General features: G+C 66.3%; 20 protein-coding genes and 1 tRNA gene. 11 read left to right on the top strand and 10 right to left on the bottom strand.

The window, feature by feature from the left end:
- The first annotated feature begins 30 nt into the window (after positions 1–30).
- Both WOA58_RS05145 and WOA58_RS05150 read left to right on the top strand, forming a co-directional pair.
- On the top strand, positions 31–426 hold the full coding sequence (locus WOA58_RS05145; protein WP_340603091.1) for a HalOD1 output domain-containing protein: 396 nt from the start codon (positions 31–33) through the stop codon (positions 424–426).
- Positions 423–644: a hypothetical protein gene (locus WOA58_RS05150; RefSeq protein WP_340603092.1), complete on the top strand. Its 222-nt coding sequence runs from the start codon at positions 423–425 to the stop codon at positions 642–644. Before WOA58_RS05145 ends, WOA58_RS05150 begins: the two co-directional genes overlap by 4 nt.
- Before the next feature lie 170 nt (positions 645–814).
- On the opposite strand, the gene WOA58_RS05155 is transcribed toward WOA58_RS05150, so the two are convergent.
- From WOA58_RS05155 to WOA58_RS05165, 3 genes are all read right to left on the bottom strand, one after another.
- A tRNA-Trp gene (locus WOA58_RS05155) sits at positions 815–993 on the bottom strand.
- A 40-nt stretch (positions 994–1,033) separates the two neighbouring features.
- On the bottom strand, positions 1,034–1,261 hold the full coding sequence (locus WOA58_RS05160) for a DUF5795 family protein (protein WP_340603093.1): 228 nt from the start codon (positions 1,259–1,261) through the stop codon (positions 1,034–1,036).
- Between the two features lie 36 nt (positions 1,262–1,297).
- Positions 1,298–2,167 carry a DUF5794 domain-containing protein gene (locus WOA58_RS05165; protein WP_340603094.1) on the bottom strand — a complete coding sequence of 290 codons (870 nt, stop codon included), beginning with the start codon at positions 2,165–2,167 and terminating at the stop codon, positions 1,298–1,300.
- Between the two features lie 376 nt (positions 2,168–2,543).
- Here WOA58_RS05165 and guaB point away from each other — a divergent pair, with 376 nt between their 5' ends.
- Both guaB and fer read left to right on the top strand, forming a co-directional pair.
- Positions 2,544–4,025 carry an IMP dehydrogenase gene (guaB, locus tag WOA58_RS05170; protein ID WP_340603095.1) on the top strand — a complete coding sequence of 494 codons (1,482 nt, stop codon included), beginning with the start codon at positions 2,544–2,546 and terminating at the stop codon, positions 4,023–4,025.
- A gap of 40 nt (positions 4,026–4,065) precedes the next feature.
- Positions 4,066–4,722, top strand: coding sequence for a ferredoxin Fer (gene fer, locus WOA58_RS05175; protein WP_340603096.1), 657 nt, complete (start codon positions 4,066–4,068; stop codon positions 4,720–4,722).
- Positions 4,723–4,724: 2 nt separating this feature from the next.
- Here fer and WOA58_RS05180 read toward each other — a convergent pair whose 3' ends face one another.
- Entirely contained in the window at positions 4,725–5,846 is a 1,122-nt protein-coding gene (locus WOA58_RS05180) for a twin-arginine translocation signal domain-containing protein (RefSeq protein WP_340603097.1), read from the bottom strand.
- A 104-nt stretch (positions 5,847–5,950) separates the two neighbouring features.
- On the opposite strand from WOA58_RS05180, the gene WOA58_RS05185 reads away from it, so the two are divergent.
- Positions 5,951–6,073, top strand: coding sequence for a hypothetical protein (locus WOA58_RS05185; RefSeq protein ID WP_340603098.1), 123 nt, complete (start codon positions 5,951–5,953; stop codon positions 6,071–6,073).
- A 140-nt stretch (positions 6,074–6,213) separates the two neighbouring features.
- Complete coding sequence (locus tag WOA58_RS05190; protein WP_340603099.1) at positions 6,214–6,471, top strand: hypothetical protein; 258 nt, start codon at positions 6,214–6,216, stop codon at positions 6,469–6,471.
- 69 nt (positions 6,472–6,540) lie between these two features.
- On the opposite strand, the gene WOA58_RS05195 is transcribed toward WOA58_RS05190, so the two are convergent.
- The gene (locus WOA58_RS05195) at positions 6,541–7,059 is read right to left on the bottom strand and encodes an Lrp/AsnC family transcriptional regulator (protein ID WP_340603100.1); all 519 of its coding nucleotides are present in this window, start codon (positions 7,057–7,059) and stop codon (positions 6,541–6,543) included.
- 296 nt (positions 7,060–7,355) lie between these two features.
- Here WOA58_RS05195 and WOA58_RS05200 point away from each other — a divergent pair, with 296 nt between their 5' ends.
- Entirely contained in the window at positions 7,356–9,074 is a 1,719-nt protein-coding gene (locus WOA58_RS05200; protein ID WP_390220504.1) for an L-lactate permease, read from the top strand.
- 62 nt (positions 9,075–9,136) lie between these two features.
- Here the strand turns inward: WOA58_RS05200 and WOA58_RS05205 are convergent, their stop codons facing one another.
- Entirely contained in the window at positions 9,137–10,333 is a 1,197-nt protein-coding gene (locus tag WOA58_RS05205; protein ID WP_340603102.1) for an iron-containing alcohol dehydrogenase, read from the bottom strand.
- Positions 10,334–10,573: 240 nt separating this feature from the next.
- On the opposite strand from WOA58_RS05205, the gene WOA58_RS05210 reads away from it, so the two are divergent.
- Positions 10,574–12,049: a CoA-acylating methylmalonate-semialdehyde dehydrogenase gene (locus WOA58_RS05210; protein ID WP_340603103.1), complete on the top strand. Its 1,476-nt coding sequence runs from the start codon at positions 10,574–10,576 to the stop codon at positions 12,047–12,049.
- A gap of 374 nt (positions 12,050–12,423) precedes the next feature.
- On the opposite strand, the gene WOA58_RS05215 is transcribed toward WOA58_RS05210, so the two are convergent.
- Positions 12,424–12,987 carry a DoxX family protein gene (locus tag WOA58_RS05215; RefSeq protein WP_340603104.1) on the bottom strand — a complete coding sequence of 188 codons (564 nt, stop codon included), beginning with the start codon at positions 12,985–12,987 and terminating at the stop codon, positions 12,424–12,426.
- A gap of 149 nt (positions 12,988–13,136) precedes the next feature.
- Complete coding sequence (locus WOA58_RS05220) at positions 13,137–14,270, bottom strand: MFS transporter (protein WP_390220505.1); 1,134 nt, start codon at positions 14,268–14,270, stop codon at positions 13,137–13,139.
- Positions 14,271–14,468: 198 nt separating this feature from the next.
- Here WOA58_RS05220 and WOA58_RS05225 point away from each other — a divergent pair, with 198 nt between their 5' ends.
- Entirely contained in the window at positions 14,469–15,752 is a 1,284-nt protein-coding gene (locus tag WOA58_RS05225) for an amidohydrolase (RefSeq protein WP_340603106.1), read from the top strand.
- A gap of 55 nt (positions 15,753–15,807) precedes the next feature.
- On the opposite strand, the gene WOA58_RS05230 is transcribed toward WOA58_RS05225, so the two are convergent.
- Positions 15,808–16,533: a type 1 glutamine amidotransferase gene (locus WOA58_RS05230; protein WP_340603107.1), complete on the bottom strand. Its 726-nt coding sequence runs from the start codon at positions 16,531–16,533 to the stop codon at positions 15,808–15,810.
- 460 nt (positions 16,534–16,993) lie between these two features.
- On the opposite strand from WOA58_RS05230, the gene WOA58_RS05235 reads away from it, so the two are divergent.
- A complete protein-coding gene (locus WOA58_RS05235; protein ID WP_340603108.1) occupies positions 16,994–18,292 on the top strand; it encodes a metallophosphoesterase in 1,299 nt (432 codons plus the stop codon).
- A 24-nt stretch (positions 18,293–18,316) separates the two neighbouring features.
- On the opposite strand, the gene WOA58_RS05240 is transcribed toward WOA58_RS05235, so the two are convergent.
- A complete protein-coding gene (locus WOA58_RS05240) occupies positions 18,317–19,390 on the bottom strand; it encodes a mechanosensitive ion channel family protein (protein WP_340603109.1) in 1,074 nt (357 codons plus the stop codon).
- Positions 19,391–19,637: 247 nt separating this feature from the next.
- Between WOA58_RS05240 and WOA58_RS05245 the strand changes: the two genes are divergently transcribed.
- Positions 19,638–19,856 (top strand): thiolase family protein (locus WOA58_RS05245; protein WP_461782285.1); only part of this gene is annotated, 219 nt, incomplete at its 3' end.

The raw sequence follows: 19,856 nt of genomic DNA on the forward strand, positions 1-19,856 counted from the left end.
TCAACCGCGAAACGGCCCTAGTAGACAGCAGTGACAGCAACTGGGCCCCACAGTGGTAGAACGAACGACACCCTCCGAGAGGCGGTCGTTGAAGACGGTGGCTATCCGGATCTAACGATCGAGTCATACCTCCTCCGATCGGCGGAGGGGATCAGCTATCACGAAGACGAGATGGTCTATCGGTTGGAGTACGATCCGTCGATCGACAAACCGAGTCGGGCCGTGGTCGCTGCAGTCGCGACGATGACCCACACGGATCCGCTGGATCTCGATCCCCTCTACCGGGAGATCGATACGGACGCGTTCAACGACCTGTTCGCGCCGGCCCTGACCGACACTGGACGACGGGGACAGGTCCGCTTTCAGTACAGCGGCTTCGAGGTCAGGGCGACCAGCCACGGCGTGATAGAGGTCGATCCGAGATGACGTCCGTCGAATTCGTCGATACTGACGGTGCCACGGGGACGATCTTTGCGGATCTGGCGATCGACTACGAGGGACGGTTTGCTGAGACGATCGACGCCGTCGTCTCGTCGGTGGACTGTGACGGAACCGCGACTGATGACGATCTCCAAGACGTCTCGGTGGAGCTCTATCTAGAAGGCCATTTCGCGAAACTCGATCTCGTTCGTGGCGAGTCGTGACCGCAATGGAGCGTTTTGCCGGGCTGCGATTTCTCACTCGGAGGTGGCGTGTTCAGAGAACGTACAATCAGGGGCGTTTGCGATCGCATTCGACGTTCACGACGAGGGGCTTCAGCGCCACCCCGTACCGAGAGCGTACCTGATCCGATCTTCTGATGACGGCAGAAGTATGGGGTCGGAGGGATTTGAACCCCCGATCGACTGATATCTCCGGCCGCGTCTCGGTACTCCAGAGGGTCGTCAACGCGAACCGATGATCAGTCGGCCGCTCTGTATATCAGTCTGGAGTCTCGTCACCGAACGCGGTGCCTCTGGAGTCAGTCGCCATTCCGGGCTTGGCCACGACCCCGCATCCCACGATATGACCAAACGGCCTAAAGGGGTTTCGATTACTCCCGATCGGTCTCGCTCCACCCACAGTCCTGGCACTTATAGCCGGTGACGAACTCGCTGACGCTCGGCATGTAGCCCACTTCGAGGACGTCCCCGCCACACTCGGGACACTCCCTGTCGGCGTCCTCGATCTCCGTGGCCTCCATCACGTCGGCGTCCTCGATCAGCTCGGCGAGTCCCGACGGGTTCACCATCCGGCCCTCGACGACGCGGTTCTGGTCCATGGGTCGACCAGGCCCGCCGGCCACAAAAACGCCGCGCTACAGCCAGGGTTCGCGCTCGCTGTCGGCCGCGTAGCCCGCCGGCCGCCCCTCGCCGTCGTCCTCCTCGGACCACGACCCGGAGTCGCCGTTGTCGTCGTTCGCCCCGGTCAGGCGGTCGCTGACCCCGCTCCCGGGATCGAACGCGAGCACGCCCGCGACGATCAGCACCACCAGCGGCGCCTGCTCGAACGCCACCCCGAGAAGCGACAGCGGGAGCACACCGAGCGCGATCGCGCTGCCGAAGCGAAAGGAGTCGATGTCGAGGTTCCGGCGCAGCCAGGGGCCGAACAGCGCGACCCCCAGCGCGAAGGCGACGCCGACGCCCGCGGCGGCGACCGCCCGCAGGATCAGCCCCGGATCGGGCACCAACACGAGTTCGGCACCGGCGGGGTCGACGCTCGCGATGAACCCCAGCCCGACGATCACGCCGGGCGAGGGGAGGTACTCGCCGATCCGTGCGCTCGCGGTCTTGGCGGCGATCGCGGCGATCACCAGCGCGGCGAACCGTTCGAAGATCGCGAGGTCGAGCACGCTGGCGATCGTCGGCGCGAGGGCGGCCTCCAGCGCGGCGAGCGGCAACAGGCCGGCCCCGATCAGCAGGACGATCTTCGCCTGCTCCCTGGGCGTGCCGTCCATCTCCGCGAGGATGACCGCGAGGACGGCGCTCCCGCCGAAGACGAGCAGGCCCACCTGGACGATGCCCGCGATCGAGTCGATCCCGCCCGCGAGGATCAGCGCGGGGAAGATCCCGTCGATCAGCGGGAGGACCATCACGATCGCGAGCAGCTTCGTCGGGCCCGAGACGGCCTCCCGGAGCCCGAGCGCCCGCTCCAGCCTGAGCGCGACAGGGTGCTGGGAGCTACTCATGGCGGTACCGCAACGGGACGCGTGGTCTGGAGCTCGCTTCCGACCGCCGCACGCGAGTCCAGGTGGACCCTATCAGAGTCGCGAATTTGGTGAACGTGCTGTCGAATCTGGTATCCGATCGACCGACACACCACACGTTCGCGCTGATAGCGTCCATACCTGAAACAACGATTATGAACATCTATAAGCGTTGTGTGGGTGATGTAGCCACTCCGCAGTACGCACGTCCGACCACGAGTGTACACTCCCGTCCGTTCGTCCACCGATCCGGGCGTGGAGTGGCGTAACACACTCTTCGAGAACCGACCACGTGAGGGACGACCCCACACGGGTGGCGTCTCGCAACCCTTTTGGATCGGGGTGGCAGACGATTTATATGGCGAGTAACGCTTTCCTCGACAAGCTCGACATCCCCGAAGCGCTGACGTTCGACGACGTACTGCTTCGGCCGAAGGAGAGCCGAGTCGAACCCGACGACGCCGATCTCTCGACGCGCGTCTCGACGAACGTGGAGCTCAACGTCCCCGTCCTCTCGGCGGCGATGGACACCGTCACCGAGAGCGAGCTCGCGATCGAGATGGCCCGCCAGGGCGGGCTGGGCGTGCTCCACCGGAACATGGACGACGATCGGATGATCGAGGAGGTCGAGCGCGTCAAGCGCGCCGACGAGCTGATCATCCGCGACGTCGTCACTGCTGATCCCGAGCAGACGATCCAGGAGGTCGACCACATGATGGAGCGCGAGGGGGTAAGCGGCGCGCCCGTCATCGACGCGAACGACGAGGTCCTCGGGATCATCTCGGGCACCGACATCCGTCCCTACCTCGAGGTCGGCGAGCGCGACGCCGTTCGCGAGGCGATGACCGACGAGGTGATCACCGCTCCCGAGGACGTCTCCGCGCGCGAGGCGCTCGAGCTGATGTACGACCACAAGATCGAGCGCGTCCCGATCGTCGACGACGACAACCGCCTGCAGGGGCTGGTCACCATGCAGGGGATCCTCCAGCGCCGGGAGTACGACGACGCGGTCCACGACGACGACGACCGGCTGCGGGTCGGCGTCGCGGTCGGCCCCTTCGAGGAGGAGCGGGCGGTCGCCGCCGACGAGGCCGGCGCGGACGTGCTGTTCATCGACTGTGCGCACGCCCACAACATGAACGTCATCGACAGCGCCCGCGTCATCACCGAGAACGTCGGCGCGGACGTCGTCGTCGGCAACGTCGGCACCCGCGAGGCCGCCGAGGCCGTCGTCGACTTCGCCGACGGGATCAAGGTCGGGATCGGCCCCGGCTCGATCTGTACCACCCGCGTCGTCTCGGGGGCGGGGATGCCCCAGATCACCGCCGTCGCGCAGGTCGCCGACGTCGCGAGCGAGCACGACGTCCCCGTGATCGCCGACGGCGGGATCCGCTACTCGGGCGACGCGATCAAGGCGATCGCCGCCGGCGCCGACGCCGTGATGCTCGGGTCGTACTTCGCCGGCACCGAGGAGGCGCCGGGGCGCGTCGTGACGATGAACGGCAAACGCTACAAGCAGTATCGTGGGATGGGTTCGGTGGGGGCGATGCGCTCGGGCGGCGGCGACCGCTACCTGAAGGACGAACCCGACGACGAGGACGAGTACGTCCCCGAGGGCGTGGAGGCGGCCACGCCCTTCAAGGGCAGCCTCGAGAGCGAGCTCCACCAACTGACGGGGGGGATGAAAAGCGGGATGGGCTACGTCGGCGCCGACACCGTCCCCGGGTTCAAGGAGCGCGCGGAGTTCGTGCGCGTCTCCTCGGCGGGCCAGGCCGAGGGCCACGCACACGACGTCGTCATCACCGACGAGGCACCCAACTACAGCCCGACCGAGGAGTAGGAAGGGGGCAACTCATTAGCCTGAGTCGGCTAGGGGCGATATGGACTCCCCGTTCGACGTCCTCGGGATCGATCCCAGCGCTGACGACGAGGAGGTAGAGCGGGCGTATCGCCGGCGGGCGAAGGAAACCCACCCGGATCTGGGGGGGTCCGCGGAGGAGTTCAAGCTCGTCACCGCGGCCTACGAGGCGATCGAGGCCGGGGAGTACGACGCCGACCTGGAGCTCGATCCCGGGGGCGAGGGGAGCACGGCCGACACCGACGACGAACGTCTGGAGACCCGCGTCGAGTACCTCAACTACGACGTCCTCGTGGACCACGGCTGGGAGCTCGACGACGAGGATCTCTTCGAGAAGGCCGCCGACGCCGGGCTGGATACGGAGGATCACGGTCGGCTGCTGGTCCAGCCCGGCGAGTCGCTGCTCGAGGCCGCCGAGAACCGCGGGTTCGCCTGGCCCTACGCCTGCCGGGGCGGGGCGTGTGCGAACTGTGCGGTGACGGTCTGTGAGGGCGAGCTCTCGATGCCGACCAACCACATCCTCCCTCCCGAGATGACCGACCGGGGCCACCGTCTCTCCTGTAACGGGGTACCGATAACCGAGGAGATGAAGGTCGTCTTCAACGTCAAACACCTGCCCGGCCTCGACGAGCTGCGTCTGCCGCCCCGGCCCTTCGAGAAGGCCCAGTCCGACGACTGAGCTCAGAACGTGTAGCCGTACTCCTCCTGAAGCGCGTACGCGCCGGTGCCCCAGATGTAGTCCTCGCCGGGCCACCAGGTCCGTGCGTTGTTCAGTCCACAGACCAGCACCTGCTCGTCGGGGTGCTCGGGGTCGGGCGCGTAGGAGACCGAGCCGCTGTCGCCGTCGGTGAACTCGGTCTCGCTGCCCCACTTGAGCTGGCCGCGCTTGCAGGGATCGCCGTAGACACACGAGATCCCGTCGATCGCCTGGATCCGCCCGGTCGTGTGGCCGCTCATCGCGCCGACCTTGTGGATGTCGACGCCGCGGGCCTTGAGGTCGGCGAGCCCGAGCCGGGTGAACTGGCCGGCGACCCGTCGCGTCGTGTCGCCGTCGAGCGCGTGGTCGGGCGTGAACTCGCGCGTCGGGGCGATCAGCGCCAGGTCCTCGCTGTGATACCGCCTGACGACCGACCCGATCTCGATCCGCCCCTCGCTGGTGACGAGCGTGAGCTCGTCGATGTCGGCGTCCTCGTAGAGGTGTTCCGCCGTCGCGAAGTACCGCTCGCCGCTCCCGGGGTCGTAGATCGCGGGCGCGAGCGTCGCGAGCCCCTCCGCCTCCCCGCAGGCGACCCCGCCGGGGACCGCGACGCCGCCGTCGGGGTCGAACCGCCGTGCGGGTTCGAGCGTCTCGAACTCGTCGCCCGTGGACGACTCGAGGATCGAGCCCTCGACGGGCGTGCCGTCGAGGAGGTCGCCGATCCGCTCGACGGCCCCCTCGTGGAGGGCGCCGACCGAGATCGACGAGCGGCCGCCGTCCTCGCCCGGGACCACCGAGGCGTTGCGCACGCCCTCGATCGACGACCAGTCGAACGCCTCGTAGCTCGCCAGCGCCGCCTGCAGGTCGTCGTACCAGTCGGCGCTAACGGTCCTGGTCCGCGGGGTGAGCGAGGTCGGGTCCTCGGGGTCCTCACGGGCGTGGGCGTAGACGATTCGGACGGCCTCCCCCTTCGAGCCCTCAAACCCCTCGGTAGCGAGATGGCTGGCGCTCGCGGCGCCGATCCCGCCGGCGCCCAACGCCTTGACGAACCGCCGCCGGCTCACGCGGGGGCGGTCGTACTCACCCCCCGAGCTGCTCCCCTCCATTCCTCCCTTCCTGTGGCCCCATACGTTCTTCTCGTACTTCAGTCAATCTCAGTGCGTGATAGTATCTCACAGTAACTATTGTGCTCGAGGCCCTGCTACGGAGAATGGGCCCGGGGGTCTCGCGGCGGACCAACGCGAACTACCGCGGCGAGGACGAGGCGGGCGACATCTCGAGCGGGGTGCTGATCGAGATCGAGGTCGGGTCGGCGACGGCACAGCGTTACTGATCGGGCACACCACCGTCTACGCCCGGTTCCCGGTACGGAGGAAAAGGCCAGCGGAGGGTCGGCCCCGTTTCGTTCAGCCCGGAACGTTGTTTCGAATACGGTTATACAGTTAAGCGGGCGCGCGGAGTGAGGTTCATCCGATGCAGAACCGACTCCTCCGGGAGCGTTTGGCCGAGACCAGCACCCTCTGTACGTTCCTCGGTCTCCTCGTGATGACCGTCAAGCGGGTTCTCGCGGGGCTCGAGATCGTCGACCTCGCCCCCTGGGGGTTTTACGTGGGGCTGGCGTTTCTGGCGCTCGCCTCGCTCGCCCTGTTCGGGACGGTCTATCTCGACGAGCAGTACGCCGACGGTTCCTATCAGGACCGCCGGGAGACGGGCCGGGTCGGCGACCGGTAGCTCCTTCCGTCGTTTCGACCCGGCGCCGGTTCGTCGACCACCGTGCCGGCAGCCCGCTCCGGAGGCACCTCAGGAGTCGTCCAGAACGTCGTCGATCATCGTCTCGGACATGTTCGCGACCGTTCGGTCCCCCGTCTTGATCTCCTGCATCACGAACGTCGAGGAGGTCTCGTTGACCCCGTCGATCCCGACGATCTTGTCGATCAGTTCGTTCATCTGGGCCCGGTTCTGAACGCGTGAATGGACGATGAAGTCCGTATCACCCAGCGTGTAGTACACCTGGTAGACGCCGTCGATCCCGGCGAGCGCTTCGCCGATGTCCTCGGCGTAGCCGGACTCGTGGGCGACGGACACCTCCGTGATGATCAGCAAGGAGAGGCCGAGCGCGAGCGGGTCCACGTCCGCCGACGTCGACGTGATGACGCCGGAGTTCTTGAGCTTCTTCAGCCGGTAGTGGATCGCGGATCTCGAGAGATCGAGCGTGTCCGACAGCTCCTCCAAGTTGACGTCGCTATCCCGTTCGACGCGTTCGAGAATCGCCAAATCGGTTTCGTCCAGATCGACCGCGTCCCGATCCTCGCTCTGCATGGTAGTCATAGCGGCGGACGGGGTTGAATGTCTGTTGGTGGGCGGCGGTTCGCGTCGGCAGGGACGCCCGATCCCGTCGCGCTGGTCCGCGGACCGGATCCCCACCGGCGTTTCGGCCTCGAATCGGACTCGTTTCTATAATAATGGTTAATTAAGAACATTGTACACATACGATCGCGATCATTCCCTAATATTTAACCACTACGTTGCAATGGGAGGAACTATGGTAACAACTGTCGGGAGTGGGTTCTCGATGACCGGAACGCGAACGGGGGGGACTACTGGGGGTGGTGGGTATCCCCACGATAGCTGAGGTCGCCTTCGCCCTCCTGCCCCTGCTGATCGTCGGAGCCCTTCTGGTGGTGTTCCTCTGGCCGGCGACGCGGGCGACGCCGATCGCGTGGGGGAGCGCCGTCGTGATCGGCTACTTCGTCTGGGGCAACCCGGTCGAATACCTCGCCGGTGCGTCCATCGTGGGCGCGATGACCGCCTTCGAGATCCTGTGGATCATCTTCGGGGCGCTGGTCCTGCTGTACACGTTGATGGAGGCCGGCGCGTTCGACAGGATCAACGAGGGGTTCGTCACGGTGTCCGACGATCGGCGGGTGCAGATCGTCCTGCTCGGCTTCTTCCTGACCACGTTCATCGAGGGCGCAGCGGGGTTCGGATCGGCGGCGGCGGTCGCGGCACCGCTGATGCTCGCGCTCGGGTTCCCGGCTCTCGCCGCCGTCGTGGCGGCGTTGATCGGTCACACGATCGCCGTCACCTACGGCGCCGTCGGAACGCCGATCAACATCGGCGTTCAGTCCCCCCTGGAGATCCATCAGGAAACGATCATGGAGGAGGGAGGGATGAGCCTGACCGAGTACGCGATCGAGGTCTCGGCGTGGGCGGCCACTTATCACGCCATCATCGGGTTCGTCATGCCCCTGTTGGCCGTCGGAATGGTCGTTTACTTCTTCACTCCGGAGGAGGACCGATCGCTCGGGCCGATACTCGAGGTCGCACCGCTGTGTCTGTTCGCGGGGATCACCTTCGTGATCCCCTACTGGCTCTCGGCCTGGTTTCTCACCTACGAGTTCCCGGCGATAATCGGCTCGATGATCGGGGGTGCGGTGACCGTGGCGGTCCTCCGCGCGGGATACCTCCGACCGGACGACGACTGGGGGTTCCCGCCCCGCGAGGAGTGGCCCGACCACTGGGTCGGGAGCATCGAACCCGGGGCCGACACGAACGGGGAAAGCGAAGCGAGCACCGCCACCTCGATGTCCCTGCTGCGTGCGTGGGCACCGTACGTCCTCCTCGTGATCCTGCTCGTCCTCACGCGGATCATCGACCCCGTCGCGGACCTCCTGGTCGAGACGCCCGCCTTCGTCATCGACTGGACCGCGATCTTCGGATACGAGGCCCTGGAAGCCGAGATCGAGTGGGTCAACGCCCCCGGGTTCTGGTTGCTGGTCAGCGCCCTGATCGCGGTCCCGCTCTACGACATGGACGCTACCCAGGTCACCTCGGCCTGGGCCGAGGCCGCGCGGAAGATAACCGCCCCGGTGATCGCGCTCGTGTTCGTCATCGCGATGGTCGAGATCATGATCAGCTCCGGCGGCGCGCCGAACGCACCCGAGGTCGGCAGCATGATGGACGTCCTCGCGACCACGACCGCGGACGTAGCGGGGCCCGTCTATCCGGCGATCGTCGCGCTGATCGGCGCGCTCGGCGCCGGCATGGCGGGCTCCAACACGGTCTCGAACATCACCTTCGGCAGCTTCCACTTCACCGCCGCACAGGAGCTCGGGCTACCGACGCAGATCATCGTCGCGGCACAGACCGTCGGCGGCGCCATCGGAAACATCGTCGCGATCCACAACGTCGTCGCCGCGTTGGCGACCGTCGGCCTCGTGGGCCAGGAGGGTCACGTGATCAGGTTCAACCTGGTGCCGGTGCTCTACTACACGGTCTGTGCGGGGGTCCTGTCGCTCCTCTTCGCGTACGTCCTCTTCCCGAACGTGTTCTGAACCGGATGCCGGTCGGAACCGGTTCCGAACTCGTGGCCGTACTATCGACTACAGGGAGTCGGCTAGGACCGGCGAGGGCTGTCCGGCGCGAGCGCGTCGTCGTACAGCTCGATATATAGCTCCCTGATCTCCTCCTCGGTCGGCTTGCGGGGGTTGTTCGCGGGCGAGCCGGAGTTGATGGCGTCCTCGGCCATCTCGTCGACGATCTCCAGGTACTCGTCGCGGGGCGGAACGTCGCCGTGGTCCTCGAGATAGCCGGTCAGGTCGGCGTCCTCACAGAGCGCGAGAACGGCGTCGCTCGCCCGTTCGGCCGCCCCCCGATCCGGGGTGTCCTCGTCGACGTTCCCCATCAGGCGCCCGATCTCCGCGTACTTCTCCGGCGCGCCGATCACCGAGAACTCCATGACGTACGGGAGCAGGAGGGCGTTGGCCAGCCCGTGGGGGATATGTAGCTGCGCGCCGAGGGGTCGTGCCATCCCGTGGACGAGCGCCACCGAGGAGTTCGTGAACGCCTGGCCGGCCTGTAGCTGGCCGATCATCATCTCGGTTCGGGCCTCGATGTTCTCCCCGTTCGCCCAGGCCTTGGTGAACGAGTCCGAGATCCGCCGGATGGCGTTCCGGGCGAAATCGTCGGGGACGCTGTAGGACTTGATGGAGACGAACGCCTCGATGGCGTGGGTCAGGGCGTCGATACCCGTAAACGAGGTGTGGCTCCGCGGGAGGGAGACGGTCAGCTCGGGGTCCTCGATCGCGACCTCCGGAACGACGTTCTGCGAGAGGATGAGGAACTTGGTCGACGTCGACTCGTCGGTCACGACGACCGAGCGGGTCGCCTCGCTCCCGGTTCCCGCCGTCGTGTTCACCGCGATGAGCGGCGGGATCGGGTTGGGGACGCTCTCCTCGCCCGCCCTGTCGGTCCCGAACTCCCGGATGTCGCCCTCGTTGTTCGCCAGGATCCCGACTCCCTTCCCCGTATCGATCGACGAACCGCCGCCCAACGTGACGATGACGTCACATCCCTCGGTCTCCCAGAGGTCGTAGGCCTCCTCGATGTTCTCGACCGTCGGATCCGGCCGTACGTCCCTATAGAGGACCGGCTCTATGTCGTTTTCCGCCAAGGCGTTCTCCACCTTCTGGCCGTGTATGTCGTAGATCTCCTCGGAGGCGAGAATCAGGGGTTTCTCCCCGTACTGGTCCACGTACTCGCCGAGCTCCTCTACGGCCCCGGTACCGAGAACGACCTTGCTAGGAGATACCACTACCCTAGTTCCGCGGGTCGGAGTTGGATACTCCATGCGTATAGTCCCCTACCCACAGTCGATTATAGTCTTTTTTGATGACGGTGTTATGTGTTGAACCTCAATCGATAACCGATCGTATATATGCGATATTTTTCATCTACTCGCCGCCCGGGCCATGGAAGATGCCATATAAAATACAATGAATATATCTCGATATTAACTACAACTTCTTAGTAACTGGAGGATCAATAGAACTCTATGGCACAAACCAACGTCGATACTGAACTCGATAACGTCAACAACTACATCGGAGGGGACTGGACGGAGGCCAGCGGTTCGGGGAGCGAGGCGATCGTCGATTCGGCGGTCGGCGAGACGATCGCCCGGACGACGTTCAGCTCGGAGGACGACGTCAACCGGGCGGTCGATGTCGCGGCCGAAGCGTTCGAGGACTGGAGACAGCGGCCGGTCGAAGAGCGGATCCAGCCGCTCTTCCGGTTGAAAACCCTCCTCGAGGAGCACCAGGAGGAGATGGCGGAGGTCCTCGTGAAGGAACACGGGAAGACGAAGAAGGAGGCGATGGGCGAGATCCGGCGGGGGATCGAGAACGTCGAGGTCGCCTGTGGGATCCCGACGATGATGCAGGCCGGACACCTCCCGAACGCCGCGCCCGACATCGACGAGACCGCCGTCAGGAAGCCCCTTGGCGTGTTCACGGCGATCACCCCGTTCAACTTCCCCGCGATGATCCCGCTGTGGTTCCTCCCCTACGCCGTCGCCACCGGGAACTCGTTCATCCTCAAGCCCAGCGAGACAACCCCGCTGACCGCCCAGTACATCTTCGAGCTCATCGAGGAGGCGGGCTTCCCGGGCGGGGTCGTCCAGCTGGTAAACGGCGGTAAGGACACCGTCAACACGCTCCTCGAACACGACGACGTCGAGGGGGCGTCGTTCGTCGGGTCGACCCCCGTCGCCAAGCACGTCTACGAGACGGCCGCGGCCAACGGGAAGCGGGTGCAGGCCCAAGGTGGGGCGAAGAACCACATCATCGTCTCCGAATCGAGCGACATCGAGTTCGCCGTCGACCAGACGATCAGCTCGGCCTATGCGAACTCGGGTCAGCGATGTCTCGCGAACCCCTCGGCCGTCGTCCACGACGACGTCTACGACGAGTTCGCCGACCGGCTCGCCGAGGCGCTCGAGGACTACACCGTCGCAGGGGGCCTCGACGACGATGCCGATATGGGTCCACTCATCAGCGAAGAACATCGGGAGAACGTCTTGGAGTACATCGAGACGGGGGAGGAAGAGGGAGCGGAGCTTCTGTACGACGGGCGCGACGTCGACGTCCCGGACGACGGCTACTTCCTCGCGCCGACGCTCTTCGGCGACGTCGATCCCGAGATGACGATCGGGAAGGAGGAGATCTTCGGCCCGGTCCTGAGTCTGATTCGCGTCGCCGATTTCGAGGAGGCGATCGAGACCGTCAACCAGTCCCAGTTCGGGAACGCCGCCTCGCTGTTCACGGAGCGCGGCGCCGAGGCGAAGCAGTTCCGCCACGAGGTCGAGGCCGGTAATCTGGGCGTCAACACCGGGACGGCAGCGCCGATGGCGTTCTTCCACTTCGGCGGGTGGAAGGACTCGTTCTTCGGCGACCTGCACGCGCAGGGCGAGGACATGATCCACTTCTACACCGACGAGGCCGTCTACATCGAGCGGTGGCCCGACGCCTGATCCGGGCGTAGGCGATCCAGCTCCCCGATTTCTCGACCGGGAGCGCTCGAACCGCTCGGCATTCGCCCGCCGTAGTGGTTCCACCTCATCCGGTTCCCTGCACAACGGGGCCGGCTATCCCCGACCGGCCGTCCTCGCGTTCAGCTGTGCTCTCGGGGGCTGTAACGGTCGTCGATGGCGGACCTGACGCGCCGCGAGATTCCTGTACCGACTCCCGCCCCGAGGGAGGCTGTGGCTGTTGTGCGTCCTCCTCGCTGTAGTGACCGTCAGAACGGGTCGTCGAGGTATAGGAATCGGCCGAAGAATCCCGCTTACTTCATCCCTTGTCGCGGGAACTACTTAAACGGAAAACGGTCGAAGATCCGGAACGGATCTCAGCCCAGCAGATAGGTGAGCTTGGGGTAGCGCTCGGTCAGCGCTTCCCCACCGACGTCGAGCTCCTCGATGTAGCGGTCGAGCCCGAGGATCCGCCCGGCGCCGAAGGCCGCGATCGCCAGGAAGACGATCAGGTAGACCAGATCCGAGTTCACGAACCCGAGCGGGCCCGCGACGTCCCAGCTCGCCAGGTAGAACATCGACATCTGCATCGCTCCGCCCAGCGCCGCAAGCCGGACGAACGCGCCCGCCAACAGCGCGACGCCGATCAGTACCTGGGTGACCGGGACGACGATGTTCGCGAACTCGAGGAACGCGGGGCTGGCGGCCATCGCCTGGAAGACGCCCGCAAGCGGTCCCTCAGCACCCATCAGGTAGCCGCCGGCGTTGAACGGCTCGCCGGTGACCTTTCCGAGGCCAGCGCCGAGGAACGCCCCACCCATCACCAGCCGTAGCAGAACGACGAACCACGCGCTCAGTGCGTGGGGCGTCCCCTGAAGCGTTATGCCGCCGATCGTGCTCTTGAATCTGTTCGCGTCGTGTCGTGGAGTCTGTGTGGACATCGTCGGTCTTCCTCTTACAACTGGGAATAGGTTGGAAGTGGTGATAATAGGGCAACACGATTCTCATCGGCGGAGAATAACGTCTTGCTATTGCATAGCACGCCCGTTCCGATCCCACGGGGACCGGATGGGGTCGGTACGGAAGTGGTTCAGTACTCGATCGAGGCGAACACGACGAGGACGACGACGCCGGCGAGCACTGCGATGGCGAGGAACGCCTCGTCGAAGTAGCCCCGGTCGGCGATCGCCCCGAAGACGACCGGGCTCAGGGCCCCGAGGGCGATGTAGACCGTCCGGAGGGCGCCCAGGTTCGTCCCCTGCGTTCCGTCCGGGAGCCGCCGGGTGAGATCGGAGATCACGATCGTCTCGAACCCCAGCATGCTGCTTGCGAGCACGGTCAGAACGACGAACACCCAGACCTCCCCGCCGAACGGGAGCGCGCCGAGGGCCAGACTGGTCGTCCCCATGATCGCCAACAGCGGCGCCCGGACGCCGATGCTGTCGTATGCCCGGCCCGCGACCGGCTTGATCAGGATCCCGAGCGCGAAGAAGAGGCCGAACAGCACGGTCGCGACCTGCACGGCGAGGCCCTTCTCGTCGATCAGGTACGTCGGATAGAAGCCGATGAACGCCTGCATGATCACGCCCCACAGCACGAGCAGCACTGTCTGTCGCAGGACGATCGGGCGGGACAGCGTCGGAACGACGTCGTCGAGGACGAGATGCTCGCTCAGCGGCGTTCCGGTCCGCTCCCGGCTCGGAAGCGTCGCCCAGAGGCCGACCGCGGCGAGCACGAACAGCGGCACGGCGAACCCGAAGCCGTACTGCCAGGCGACCGTGACCGCGACGAACCCGGCCAGGGGTGGCATCACCGCGTTCCCGAGGTCGCCGGCGGCCATCGTCACCCCCGTCGCCGTGCCGAGCTGGTCGGGGTAGATCTCGTCGAGGATCGTGAACCGAGAGACGCCGTACAGCGCCGTCCCCAGACCGAACAGGGCCGTCGCTACGAACAGGACGACCGCCGAGTTCGCGACGACGACGAGCGTGAGCATCGTCGCCGCGAGCAGGGAGCTGGCGATCAACAGCAGGCGCTCGCCCGCCCAGTCGGCGAGGATCCCGCCGGGGAGCTGCCCGCCCGCGTAGGCGATCCAGAGGACCGTCAACAGGAGTCCGGCCGTCGTGAGCGTGAGCCCGTACGCGTCGCGGAGGTGGGGCAACAGCGCCGGGTAGATCATCCGGACGCTGATCGAGAGGAACCAGCCGAAGGCAACGGCGAGCAGCATCCGCCCGCGCCCGTCGCTCCGGAGGTCCGCGATCGCCCGTCTCGAGGCCGAGAGGTAGCGCAGGGACAGACCAGTCACCTACCTGCTCGTTTCCCGACGAGCTGTTCAGTCTTGTTGTTTCACGAGCGACGACGGGGACAGCGCCGGGCGGGCGCCACGAACCCGACCGCCTATGTGCTCGCCTCGGATACTCCCTGCATGGCTTCGCTCAGGGGTTCCGACGTCGTCGACGTCCGGCGCGACCTCCACGCCCATCCCGAGAGCGGGTGGACGGAGTTCCGAACGACGGCGCTGGTGGCCGAGGAGCTCGACAGGCTGGGCTATCGGCTCCATCTCGGGGCCGACGCCCTCGCCGTCGACGAACGCCTCGGGGTCCCCTCCGACGACGAGATCGCCGGCGCGGTGCGGCGGGCACGGGACGCGGGCGCACCCGAGCGCTACCTCGATCGGATGGACGGCGTGACGGGCCTGGTCGCCGAGAGGACCTACGGGGACGGCACCGGGCCGACCGTCGGGATCCGCGTCGACCTCGACGCGCTCGAGCGCCCGGAGGCGAGCGAGGAGTCACACCGACCCGCCCGGGAGGGGTTCGCGAGCCGCCATCCCGGTACGATGCACGCCTGCGGACACGACGGACATACGGCCATCGGGGTCGGGATCGCGCGGGCGATGGCGGACCGGTCCGACTTCGCCGGAACGCTGAAGCTGTTCTTCCAGCCGGCGGAGGAAGGGGGCCGGGGTGGGCTCCCGATGAGCCTCGGCCCCCATCTCGACGACGTCGAGTACTTCTTCGCGCTCCACCTCGGGCTCGGCAACGAGACCGGGACCGTCATCGCCGGCTACGACCGGCCCCTGTCGAACGCGAAGCTGGACGCGGTCTTCCGGGGCGAGTCCGCCCACGCCGGCAAGGCCCCCGAAAGCGGGAGGAACGCGCTGCAGGCCGCCGCGACGGCGATCCAGAACCTCTACGCGATCCCGCGGCACGCCGACGGCGCGACGCGGATCAACGTCGGGAACGTCGCCTCGCCGAACGCACAGAACGTCGTCTCCGAGCGGGCGGAGCTGCGCGTCGAGGTCCGCGGCGAGACCGCCGCCCTCAACGAGTCGATGCTCGAGCGGGCCCGACGGGTCCTGACCCACGCGGCCGGGATGCACGCAGTCGAGCTCGAAACGGAGCTCTACGGGAAGACGTCGACGTTCGTCAGCGACCGCGCCGCCGTCGACGTGGTGGCGGGGGCGGCCTCGGGCGCCGACGGCGTCGACGAGGTCGTCCGCCGGGAGCCGATCGGCGCGAGCGAGGACGCTTCGTTTCTCATCGATCGCGTCCAGACCGTCGGCGGCTACGGCACCTACATCGGGATCGGCGCGAGCAACGTCGCGGGCCACCACACCGCCCGGTTCGACATCGACGAAGCGGCGCTCGGGGTCGGAGTCGACGTGCTCGTTCGATCGGTGCTTCGCTGTGGGGCGAACGGCGACTGACTCCGCCGCCGATCGGTAGCGACGGAGAATCGCGTGAGAGGAGTTCGAGTCCCGATCACCGTCCGCCGTCCGGCAGCTTCGCCTCCTCGGGCCGTTCCGTCCGGACCTCCTCGACGAACGCGAGGAAGTTGTCGAACACCTGCTTGACCCCGCTTGCGGCCTCGTAGTTCTCCGCGTGGATCCCTGCGAGGACCTCCTCGATACGCTCGGCCGGAAGCTCGCCCTCCTTTCCCCTCGCGATCGACTCGGCGGTGGCCATGTCGTACTCGGGGTGGAACTGGACGGCGAACGTCCGGTCCTTCCGAAACCCGTGGATGCCGTACTCGTTCCTCGCGAAGACGGTCGCGCCCGGGGGCTCCTCCACGACGTGGTCGGAGTGGCTCGTGAACACCGTCATCCTCCCCCCGAGGCCCTCGAGGAGGCGGTTCTCCTCGTCCTGTTCGACCGTCCGGTAACCGAGCTCGTACTCGCCCATCGCCTTGACGCGACCGCCCATGACGTCCGCCAGCAGCTGGTGGCCGTAACAGACCCCGAGCGCGGGGACGCCGGCCTGGACGGCGTCGCCGACCCAGGTCTTCAGCCGGCCGATCCACTCCCGGTCCCAGTAGACCGACGCGCGCGAGCCGGTGACGACGAACCCGTCGTACCGGAAGTCGTCGGGAAGCTCTCCCGACGGGCAGTGAAACGCCTCCAGATCGGCGTCGAGCTCCCGCCGGAAGTTCCGTTGCGTCTCGGCGGCCTCGTGGGCAGCGTTCAGCAGGGCGATCCGAGGCTGATCCATTGGGGGATGCAGGCGACTAACACGGATATACCGTTTCGTTTCGTCAGTACTTGCCCCGAGAACTCACCACCCATTCACCGATCCCCCTGTCGACGACAGCGGATCTGAAACGGATCGTAGGCCCCTCCCCGCCCACGCCGGAGCCCTCGCTGTCGGGTCGGGATCGAAAAGAACGGCCGTGTCAGAGGCACCCGTCGGGGAACGGAACGGTCCGCAGCGCCGCGCGCGGAAGCAGGAGCATTGCCCGCCCCCTCCGGGTGGTCGTTGATAAACGATACGAGTGATTAATTCTGCGGGTTAGTTATACAGGGTATTTATGTCGGCTCGATGTCGTCTCCTTCCTCGCGGCCGACCGCTCCCGTCAACGACCCGGTCGCCCGAACTTGCAGTGCCCGTCGAGCCTGCCGCGCTCGCCCGGAACCCAACCACTTTTGAGACGAGGGGAAAACCTCTCGGGGTAATGGCGACGGAACCCGATGCCGAGGTCTACTACGTGGTCAGTGACCTACACATTGGCGGCGACGAGCAGCTCGAGGAGGTGGAGTTCCTCGGGGAACTGCTCGACTTCCTCGAGCGCCTGGAGACGACCGACGAGAACGCCGAGCTGGTGATCAACGGCGACGCCTTCGGGCTCTGGGAGTTCACCACGGTCGACGGCGTCGAGAAGTTCGACCTGCTCGAGGAGACGTATCCGGAGCTGTTCGAGCAGTTCCGGGCGACCGGCGAGAACGTCCCGATCACGCTGCTGCCGGGCAACCACGACCACGAGCTCGCGGCCCACGACGAGTACGTCGATCGGTTCGACGAGTACAACGTCGACCTCGTCCCCGAGCAGTCGATCAGCCGCTCGGTCGGCGAACAGGCGATCCACTTCGAACACGGCCACCAGCAGGACCCCAACAACCGGATCGACGACTGGGGGAACCCCCATGCGACGCCGCTCGGCTACTACTACAACACCCTCGTGACCAGCCGGGCGGGCCAGCTCTCCGATCGCGGGCGTTACAACTGGCTGAAGGACGTTCAGGCGGTGACGCCGACCGAGCGGATGCCCGTCTGGCTCCTCTCGAAGTACTTCTACCGGGAGATGAACCCCCTGCTGCGCTACTCGCTGGTGCCGTTCCTGTTGCTGTTCAACATCAGCGCCATCCTCGCGGTGCTCGCGGGTCTCGACCTCGTCGGGCTCTGGTCGACGCCGGTCGACCGGACGGCCGCGTTCCTCTCCCAGTTCGGCACGGCCGGGACGGCGGCGTGGTTCCTGCTCACGCTCAACGTAGCGGTCGCCGGTCTGCTGGTGCTGATCGGGATCCCGTTGTACTTCATCCGGCGGGACATCAGGAAGACCGTCGACCGCTTCGGGGTCTTCGAGACCGATCTCACGGTCGATCCCGAGGCGCCCTACGAGGAGGCCGCCCGCGAGGTCTTCGCCGACGGGGAGACGACGGTCTTCTGCTACGGCCACACCCACCGACCGTCGGTCAGCACGGTCGACGGCGGGAAGGTGGTCAACAGCGGGACGTGGCTCAAGCGCCTCCACCGCCGTGACGGGATCATCGGGATCCTCCCGCCGGTCTTCCATCCCTCCTACCAGCTGGCGGCGGTCCGCATCGCAGCCGAACCCGAGGGCGTCGCGATCGACTACGAGCGGGTCTCGAAACCCAGTCCCGCCCCCGAGGAGCTCACCCGCACCGAGCGGTTCTTCACCGTCGGCCGCGAGCCCGTGCCCGAACTGCCCGATCGCCACGTCATCGAGAAGTAGACACTCTTCCCCGCCCGGAATCGATCACTCCGGTTCGGAGTCGGGAGTGGAGCCGTCCCGTACGGTACCGAGGGACTCGTCCCCGTCGCGAAGCGTGATCTCGCGCTGGGGGAACGGGATCCCGATCCCCGCCTCCGCGAACCGCCGGTAGACCTCGCGGTTTATCCGGTCGATCACGCGCGGCTCGCGGAGGGGGTGTGAGACGAAGATGTGGAGCTCGTACTGCAGGGCGGAGTCGCCGAACCCCTGGAAGAGGACGGTCGGCGGAGGTGCCGACAGCACGCCCTTCGACTCGGCGGCGATCGACTGCAGGATCCCCTCGACGGCCTCGGTGTCGGTCCCGTACTCCACCTCGATCGGGATCCGGACCCGCTTGTGGCGTTTGGGGGCCGACTCGTTTCTCACCTGCGCGGAGTTCAGGACGGCGTTGGGGATCGTGATCATCACGCGGTCGGGCGTCAGCAGCGTCGTGCTTCGGATGCCGATGTCGCTGACCGAGCCCTTCTCCCCGGACTCGAGGACGATGAAATCGCCGATCTTGTAGGTGTCGTCGAAGTAGAGGGCGACCCCGCCGACGAAGTTCGCGATCGCGTCCTGTGCGGCGAACCCGATGACGACCCCGAGGACGCCCGCCGAGGCGAGCAGCGGGGTGATGTCGACGTTCCAGACCAACAGCAACGAGAAGACGGCGACGACGACCACCGCGGCCGACCAGAGGTTCTTGAAGACCGGCGCGAACTCGTACTGGTCGTCGCGCTGTTTGGCCGCCTCGAGGGACTCGCTGCCGGCGTGGATCCCGGCGCGCGTCCACAGCACGATGATCGCCGACAGCACGACCGATTCGAGGATCGAGAGGACCGGTGCCCCGATGATCTGGAAGCTGAGGAGCAGCCCGAAGAGGAACACCGAGACGTACAGCGGGGCGTAGATCTCCCGCAGGACGATGCGGCGGATCGACCCCGGCGTCGTTTCGACCGACTGCGCGATCCACCGTCCGGTGAGCTCGATCACCTTCGCCGTCGCCACCGACCCGAGGAGGACGATCAGCACCTGCACCGGCAGGGAGAACGGGATCAGGAGCTCGGCCAGCCGTTGCATACCGTCCTCACGGTCGCCAGTGCTCGAATGGCTTGTGATCGTACCCGATGAGCGCCCAAGGGGAGGAAGCCACGCCCACCGTCATCGGAACCGTTCGCCTCGCGCGCACGTCTTCCGCGGACGACACAGCCGACGCGCCGGAGCGAGTGAGCAGAATCAGGATAGGCGTCGAATAAAGGAAGCAAAGTCCATCGAGGTCGCCATTTCTACACCATTGTTTAATACACTGGAGGGGGTACGGGTGGTCATGTCATCCGATACGACGCCGGTGATCGTCCAGGCGCTTCGCACCCCGCAGGGGAAACGGGACGGCGCGCTCGCGGAGGTGCGCAGCGAGGACCTCTCGATCCCGCTGATCGACGAGATCCTCGCCGAGACCGGCTTGAGCGGCGACGAGATCGACGACCTGATGTGGGGCTGTGCACAGCAGCGCACCGAACAGGACAACAACGTCGCGCGCGTCATC

Origin of the sequence: Halalkalicoccus tibetensis, assembly GCF_037996645.1 — an archaeon.
GTDB classification, from domain to species: Archaea; Halobacteriota; Halobacteria; order Halobacteriales; family Halalkalicoccaceae; genus Halalkalicoccus; species Halalkalicoccus tibetensis.